Source organism: Leclercia sp. UBA1284, assembly GCF_002308415.1.
In the GTDB taxonomy this organism is placed as follows: domain Bacteria; phylum Pseudomonadota; class Gammaproteobacteria; order Enterobacterales; family Enterobacteriaceae; genus Enterobacter; species Enterobacter pneumoniae.
This window is the reverse complement of the sequence record NZ_DBUS01000001.1, coordinates 88,409-96,266: the sequence shown is the minus strand read 5'-3', so window position 1 is coordinate 96,266 and position 7,858 is coordinate 88,409. Positions and strand designations below refer to the sequence as shown.

General features: G+C 55.5%; 7 protein-coding genes. 3 read left to right on the top strand and 4 right to left on the bottom strand.

The window, feature by feature from the left end:
- Positions 1 to 184, top strand: a 184-nt coding sequence (locus tag B3511_RS00460; protein WP_286758312.1) for a hypothetical protein, incomplete at its 5' end; no start/stop codon positions are given.
- Between the two features lie 82 nt (positions 185 to 266).
- Here B3511_RS00460 and hemG read toward each other — a convergent pair.
- The 4 genes from hemG to pepQ are packed head-to-tail and all read right to left on the bottom strand — an operon-like array spanning position 267 to position 4,250.
- Positions 267 to 800 carry a menaquinone-dependent protoporphyrinogen IX dehydrogenase gene (hemG, locus tag B3511_RS00455; protein ID WP_040078153.1) on the bottom strand — a complete coding sequence of 178 codons (534 nt, stop codon included), beginning with the start codon at positions 798 to 800 and terminating at the stop codon, positions 267 to 269.
- 12 nt (positions 801 to 812) lie between these two features.
- Positions 813 to 2,264, bottom strand: a complete 1,452-nt coding sequence (gene trkH / locus B3511_RS00450; RefSeq protein ID WP_046886556.1) for a Trk system potassium transporter TrkH — start codon at positions 2,262 to 2,264, stop codon at positions 813 to 815.
- A gap of 40 nt (positions 2,265 to 2,304) precedes the next feature.
- Positions 2,305 to 2,919 (bottom strand): IMPACT family protein, encoded by a 615-nt coding sequence (locus B3511_RS00445; protein ID WP_286758324.1) that lies wholly within the window; start codon positions 2,917 to 2,919, stop codon positions 2,305 to 2,307.
- The gene (gene pepQ / locus B3511_RS00440; protein ID WP_046886554.1) at positions 2,919 to 4,250 is read right to left on the bottom strand and encodes a Xaa-Pro dipeptidase; all 1,332 of its coding nucleotides are present in this window, start codon (positions 4,248 to 4,250) and stop codon (positions 2,919 to 2,921) included. Before pepQ ends, B3511_RS00445 begins: the two co-directional genes overlap by 1 nt.
- A gap of 189 nt (positions 4,251 to 4,439) precedes the next feature.
- Between pepQ and fadB the strand changes: the two genes are divergently transcribed.
- Positions 4,440 to 6,629, top strand: coding sequence for a fatty acid oxidation complex subunit alpha FadB (fadB, locus tag B3511_RS00435; RefSeq protein WP_286758308.1), 2,190 nt, complete (start codon positions 4,440 to 4,442; stop codon positions 6,627 to 6,629).
- A 9-nt stretch (positions 6,630 to 6,638) separates the two neighbouring features.
- Positions 6,639 to 7,802: an acetyl-CoA C-acyltransferase FadA gene (fadA, locus tag B3511_RS00430; RefSeq protein ID WP_040078148.1), complete on the top strand. Its 1,164-nt coding sequence runs from the start codon at positions 6,639 to 6,641 to the stop codon at positions 7,800 to 7,802.
- Positions 7,803 to 7,858 lie beyond the last annotated feature (56 nt).

Sequence of the window (7,858 nt, the reverse complement as noted above, 5' to 3'; positions counted from 1 at the left end):
GTTAAAGAGCAGTGCCGCTTCGTTTTTCGCTGCGGCGCGGGGTGTGCATATTACGCTTTCCCGCTTCAGAGTCAAGCAATTATTTTTGCTTTTCTCCGGGATTCTTCAACCGCCTCAGCGGGAGAACCCTTCTGACCCGGCGGCTTGCTTGCCGTTGTTCCGTGTCAGTGGAGGCGCATTATAGGGAGTTCTTCGGCGGTGACAAGCAGAAAATACAAAAAACTTTTCGTTCGCTCATTTTTCATTCTTAATGCTTATTTTAACCACTAATTGCCGTTTAATTGGGCAATTTCGCGGGCAAAACCGGTCACTTGCTGCCAGTCGGTATACACCACCTCTTTACGCGTATCCGTTTCACCGCCAGTCATCTTCATAATAAGACGAATCATAAAACGGTCGTACCAGCGATAGCGCGGGTAACGCAAGGCCCCGGCAAAGACAGCACACAGCTGCGGCTGCCAGGGAGAGTTCAGCAGGAACTTACGTGTATAGCTATTCGTTTGTGGCGTACGCTTCTCAGGCTTGCGGGCCACAAGATTCACGGAATAGAACGCACCAGGCATACTGCTTAACGTCGCCGCGTGCTTTTTCACAAAGCGATCGAGTGCCGGGTGGAAGTGCCCGTAGCGGATAGACGCTCCGATAACCACGCGGTCATACGCCTGCCAGGTAATCTCCTGGGTTCGGTTGAGATTCACCACGTCAGCATCCACGCCCTGCTCTTGTAATTCTGAAGCCAGATAATGCGCAATCTCGCGCGTCTGACCATCACGGGTAGAGAAAAGAATTAACGTTTTCAAAAAATGGCTCCCTTACTCGCGCCAGAAGGTTGGGGTAAATAGCACCAACAGCGTAAAGACTTCAAGACGACCAAACAACATGTTGGCAATCAGGATCCACTTCGCCACCGGATTCATGCTGGCAAAGTTATCTGCCACGACGCCGAGTCCTGGTCCCAGGTTATTCAGCGTTGCCACCACGGAGGCAAACGCCGAGAAGTCATCCACGCCGGTGGCGATAATGGCCAGCATGCTGACAATAAAGACCAGCGCATAGGCAGAGAAGAAGCCCCACACCGCTTCGAGGATACGCTCTGGCAGCGCGCGGTTACCGAGCTTGATGCTGTAAACCGCGTTCGGGTGGACCAGGCGCTTCAGTTCACGGTTCCCCTGCTTGAACAGCAAAAGAATGCGGATCACTTTCAGGCCGCCCCCCGTTGATCCGGCGCAGCCACCGATAAAGGCAGAACAGAGCAGCAGCACCGGCAAGAATAGTGGCCAGCGTGCAATGCTGTCGGTGGTGAACCCGGCCGTGGTCGCCATCGACACCACCTGGAAGAATGCCTGGTTAAGCGTCGTTAGCGCCGAGTTATAAACGTTGTGCAGCCACAATACCGAGGTGCAGATCGCCACCAGCGTCAGTTGCACGCCAATAAACATGCGAAATTCCGGGTCACGCCAGTAGACCTTCAGACTGCGTCCGCTCAGTAAAGAGAAGTGCAGGCCATAGTTACAGCCGGAGATCAGCAGGAAGATAGCGATAATCGTGTTGATAGTCGGGCTATCGAAATAGCCGACGCTGGCGTCATGCGTAGAGAAGCCACCAATGGCGATAGTCGCAAAGCTGTGGCCAATGGCATCAAACGCGGGCATGCCGGCAAACCACAAGGCCAGCGCGCAGGCAACAGTCAGTAAAACGTAGATAAGCCACAGGGTTTTTGCCGTTTCGGCAATACGCGGGCGCATCTTATTATCTTTCAGCGGGCCGGGCATCTCTGCCCGGTAAAGCTGCATCCCCCCCACGCCCAGGATAGGCAGTATTGCTACCGCTAACACGATGATTCCCATCCCGCCGAACCATTGCAGCATCTGGCGATAGAAGAGGATGGCATGGGGTAAAGAGTCCAGCCCTACCAGCGTGGTGGCACCGGTGGTGGTCAACCCGGAGAAAGATTCAAAGAACGCATCGGTAATGGTGAGGTTCGGCTGTTCAGAAAAGATAAAGGGCAGCGCACCTACGCTACCCAGCACGGTCCAGAACAGCACCACTATCAGGAACCCTTCACGGGATTTCAGTTCACCTTTTTCACGACGGTTCGGCCACCAGAGAACGGAGCCAATCACCAGCGCGGCAAAAAAGGTCTGGGTAAAGGCGCGGCCTGCACCATCCCGGTAGATAAGCGCCACCAGTCCGGGCAGGATCATCGTCCCGGAAAAGAGTATGACCAGCAATCCAACGATTCGGGTTATGGCGCGAAAATGCATTTCTGCCGCTTCCTTAGGTATTCAATAAGTAAGGTGGGGATTATTCTTCAATCGGCAGTAATTGCAACGAACCACGACTAAAATCAGCCAGCTTTGCTGAAAATGTCGCCAGTTCCGCCTGAGGAAGCGCTACACGCAACTGTACTGTCGCCTGGTATTCACTCTGCACTATGATGCCCTGAGAGAGCCTCAGCAGCGATTCGATGCCGGACAGCTGGGCGTAATCACACAATAAAGTATATTCGGTCAGCGGCGTTTTGCGGGTCGTTGCGAGTTGATTCAGCGCTTGCTGCACGCCACCCCCGTAGGCTTTAACCAGACCACCGGTACCTAAAAGCACGCCGCCGTAGTAACGCACCACGACGGCGGTGATTTCGCCGATGCCGCTGCCCATCAACTGCGAGAGCATCGGTTTGCCGGCTGTCCCTGCCGGTTCACCATCATCAGAGAACCCCAACTGCTGCGAGTCGTCTGGCGGCCCCGCAACCCATGCCACACAGTGGTGACGCGCGTCGGGATGCTCAGCTCTGACCGACTCAACAAAGGCTTTTGCCGCCTCTACGCCATTGGTATGGGCCAACAGCGTAATGAAACGGCTTTTTTTGTTCTCTTCTACGAAGGTGACCGGCGACGCCGGTATCAGCCAGCTCTCCATCACGCCAGCTTCAGATCTCGCGTCATGTTTTCGGTACCGTTTTCGTGGATCACCACGTTATCTTCGATACGAATACCGCCAAACGGCTTCAGCGCTTCGATTTTCTGCCAGTTGAAATGCTTGCTGAACTGCCCTTCACGCCATGGCGCCAGCAGCGAATCAATAAAGTAGATACCCGGCTCGATGGTTAACACCATGCGCGGCTGCATAATTCGGGTGCAGCGCAGGTAAGGATATTTCGATGGCGCAGCCAGATGGGTACCGGTGTCATCCTGCATAAAGCCAGCAACATCATGGACCTGCAGACCCAGCGGGTGGCCGATGCCGTGCGGCATAAATGGCCCGGTGAGGTCGTTTTCAACCATTGCCTCTTCGCTGATGTCATTCACAATCTGATGTTTACGCAGTAACTTCGCAATGCGTTGATGGAACTGGATGTGAATGTCCACGTAATTAACGCCCGCTTTCATCGTGCCGATCAACGCCAGTTGCTCATCGTTAACGTCTTTAATCAGCTGCGCAAAGTCGGTATCACCGTTCGCGGCCCACGTACGGGTGAGGTCCGCGGCGTAACCGTTATATTCTGCTCCGGCATCCAGCAGGAAGCTGCGGATTTCAGACGGCGCGCGGTGATCCAGTTTGGTGTAGTGCAGCACAGAGGCATGTTCGTTAAGCGCCACGATGTTGCTGTAAGGCACATCGATATCACGGTGGCCAGTAGCCGTAAGGTAAGCCAGGTTGATATCAAACTCGCTCATACCGGAAAGGAAGGCTTCGTGCGCCGCGCGATGGCCATTAACCGCTGTTTTCTGCGCTTCACGCATGCAGGCCAGCTCATAGTCAGTTTTATATGAGCGGTAATAATGCAGGTAATCCAGCACCCCTTTCGGGTTGATCTTGTCTGCTGCGATATCCAGTCCCAGCGCGCGTTCAGCCACCGGGCCGATATAAGCAATATTGCCACGTCCTGCAGGTAACTGGCTGCCAATGCCGTCCGCTTTCGGCAGCGCGATCACCTCGACCTCTTCAGTCCAGAAGGAGGTGGGCAGCGGCTCTACGTTGTGCCAGTAATCAACCGGCAGGTAGAACCACAGTTTCGGTTTGTTGACGCCATCGACCAATAGCCAGCAATTTGGAACCTGAGTTACCGGCACCCAGGCTTTAAACTGCGGGTTAACCTTGAACGGGTAAGCGTGGTCGTCGAGAAAGACATTGATCAGCTCGCCAGAGTGGATGAGCAGTGCATCCAGCTTAAAACGAGCCAGTACGTCGCGGGTACGTTCCTGTAGGGTTTCGATATGATTTTTATACAGCGTGGCCAGTGAATCCATCATTCATCCTTTCGTTTTTTTGACCCATGTTCTCGCATCTTAGCACACCTCTGGATGGCGGAGTGATCTCCGCTGAGCGTGATCGAACCTACAATTATTTAATGACTAATTTGCATTTTATTAACACAAATCCCACACTCCGCTTCATCTGGTATGACCAGATCCCCTTGGTGGATTCAGGAGACCGACATGCTCTACAAAGGCGATACCCTGTACGTAAACTGGCTGGATGATGGCATTGCCGAACTGGTGTTCGACGCCCCCGGCTCAGTGAATAAGCTCGATACCGCAACGGTAGCCAGTCTGGGCCGCGCGCTGGACGTGCTGGAAAAACAAACCGATTTAAAAGGTCTGCTGCTGCGTTCTGAAAAGGCCGCGTTTATTGTCGGCGCAGATATCACCGAATTTCTCTCCTTGTTTCAGGTGCCGCAAGAGCAGCTGAGTCAGTGGCTGCATTTTGCCAACAGCGTCTTTAACCGTCTGGAAGATCTGCCTGTCCCCACGATTTCGGCCATCAATGGCTATGCGCTGGGCGGCGGCTGCGAATGCGTGCTGGCAACCGATTATCGCCTGGCGACACCCGACCTGCGCATTGGCCTGCCGGAAACCAAACTGGGGATCATGCCGGGCTTTGGCGGTTCGGTACGTTTACCGCGTCTGCTGGGTGCCGATAGCGCCCTGGAAATTATCGCTGCCGGTAAAGACGTCAGTGCCGATCAGGCGCAGAAAATTGGCCTGGTTGACGGCGTGGTAAAACCCGAAAAATTGCGCGAGGGGGCGATTAGCATCCTGCGTCAGGCCATCAAGGGCGACCTTGACTGGCGAGCCAAACGCCAGCCGAAACTGGAGCCGTTAAAACTCAGCAAAATCGAAGCCACCATGAGCTTCACTATCGCCAAAGGGATGGTAATGCAGACGGCGGGCAAGCACTATCCGGCTCCCATTACCGCCGTGAAAACCATCGAGTCCGCTGCACGCCTGGGCCGTGAAGAGGCCCTGAAGCTGGAAAACCAGAGCTTTGTGCCGCTGGCGCATACCCATGAAGCCCGTGCGCTGGTCGGGATTTTCCTCAACGATCAGTTCGTTAAAGGCAAGGCTAAACAGCTGACCAAACACGTTGAGACGCCAAAACAGGCAGCGGTACTCGGCGCAGGCATTATGGGCGGTGGCATCGCTTATCAGTCCGCCTGGAAAGGCGTACCGGTAGTAATGAAAGACATTAATGATAAATCCCTGACGCTGGGGATGACCGAAGCCGCCAAGTTACTGAATAAACAACTCGAGCGCGGCAAAATCGACGGGCTAAAACTCTCCGGCGTAATTTCAACCATCCATCCCACGCTGGAATATAGCGGCTTCGACCGTGTAGACGTGGTCGTTGAAGCGGTCGTCGAAAACCCGAAAGTCAAAAAAGCGGTGCTGGCCGAAACCGAAGAGAAAGTTCGCCCGGATACCGTGTTGGCCTCCAATACCTCGACGATCCCCATTAGTGAACTGGCCAGCGTGCTGAAGCGCCCGGAGAATTTCTGTGGGATGCACTTCTTTAACCCGGTGCACCGCATGCCGCTGGTCGAAGTGATTCGCGGGGAGAAGACCTCTGACGAGACCATCGCCAAAGTGGTGGCCTGGGCCAGCAAAATGGGCAAAACCCCGATCGTGGTGAATGACTGCCCTGGCTTCTTTGTGAACCGCGTTCTGTTCCCTTACTTTGCCGGTTTTAGTCAGCTGCTGCGCGACGGTGCGGATTTCCGCAAGGTCGATAAAGTCATGGAAAAACAGTTTGGCTGGCCTATGGGCCCGGCTTACCTGCTAGACGTGGTGGGCATCGATACCGCGCATCATGCGCAGGCCGTGATGGCAGCGGGCTTCCCGCAACGTATGCAGAAAGATTACCGCGACGCGATTGACGCGCTGTTTGATGCCAATCGCTTTGGTCAGAAAAACGGACTGGGCTTCTGGCGCTATAAAGAAGACAGCAAGGGCAAACCGAAGAAAGAAGAAGATGCCGCTGTAGATAGCCTGCTGGCTGATGTTAGCCAGCCGAAGCGTGATTTTAGCGATGAAGAGATTATCGCGCGAATGATGATCCCGATGGTCAACGAAGTGGTGCGCTGCCTCGAAGAGGGCATCATCGCCAGCCCGGCAGAGGCAGATATGGCGCTGGTCTATGGCCTGGGCTTCCCTCCCTTCCACGGCGGGGCATTCCGCTGGCTAGATACCATTGGTAGCGCGAAATATCTCGATATGGCGCAGCAGTATCAGCACCTCGGTGCGCTGTATGAGGTGCCGGAAGGTCTACGCACCAAAGCACGCCATAACGAACCCTACTATCCCCCGGTTGAGCCTGCCCGTCCGGTTGGCGAACTGAAAACGGCTTAAGGAGTCACAATGGAACAGGTTGTCATTGTCGATGCAGTCCGTACCCCGATGGGCCGTTCGAAAGGCGGTGCATTTCGTAACGTGCGCGCGGAAGATCTCTCCGCGCATCTGATGCGTAGCCTGCTGGCACGCAACCCGGCGCTGGAAGCCGCCTCCCTCGACGATATTTACTGGGGCTGTGTGCAGCAGACGCTGGAGCAGGGTTTTAATATTGCGCGTAACGCCGCTCTGCTGGCCGAAATTCCCCACTCCGTACCGGCGGTAACCGTAAACCGCCTGTGTGGCTCGTCAATGCAGGCCCTGCATGACGCGGCACGCATGATTATGACTGGCGATGCCCAGGCGTGCATGATTGGCGGCGTAGAACACATGGGCCACGTGCCGATGAGCCACGGCGTTGATTTCCACCCCGGCATGAGTCGTAACGTGGCAAAAGCGGCGGGCATGATGGGCCTGACGGCCGAAATGCTGGCGCGCCTTCATGGCATTAGTCGGGAAATGCAGGATACCTTCGCCGCACGCTCCCACGCCCGCGCCTGGGCTGCGACGCAATCCGGCGCATTCAAGAACGAGATTGTGCCAACAGGCGGTCACGATGCCGACGGCGTGCTAAAACAGTTTTTCCACGATGAAGTGATCCGCCCCGAAACCACCGTTGAGGCACTTTCCACGCTGCGTCCGGCGTTTGACCCGGTGACAGGTACCGTGACGGCCGGCACCTCCTCCGCCCTCTCTGACGGCGCCGCCGCCATGCTGGTGATGAGCGAAAGCCGCGCCCGCGAACTGGGCCTGAAACCCCGCGCACGTATCCGCTCAATGGCGGTGGTAGGTTGCGACCCGTCAATTATGGGTTACGGCCCGGTACCGGCCTCAAAACTGGCGTTGAAAAAAGCCGGGTTGTCGGCCAGCGATATTGACCTGTTTGAGATGAACGAAGCCTTCGCCGCACAGATCCTGCCGTGCATTAAAGATCTGGGGTTGATGGAGCAGATTGACGAGAAGATCAACCTCAATGGCGGCGCGATCGCGCTCGGTCACCCGCTGGGTTGTTCCGGCGCCCGTATCAGCACCACGCTGTTGAACCTGATGGAACGCAAAGATGCACAGTTTGGTCTGGCTACCATGTGTATCGGCTTAGGTCAGGGGATCGCAACGGTGTTTGAGAGGGTGTAAGCAGAAAATAATTCCCCTGCATCATTCGCGCTGCATCACGGCGGCAACGGAGCGAA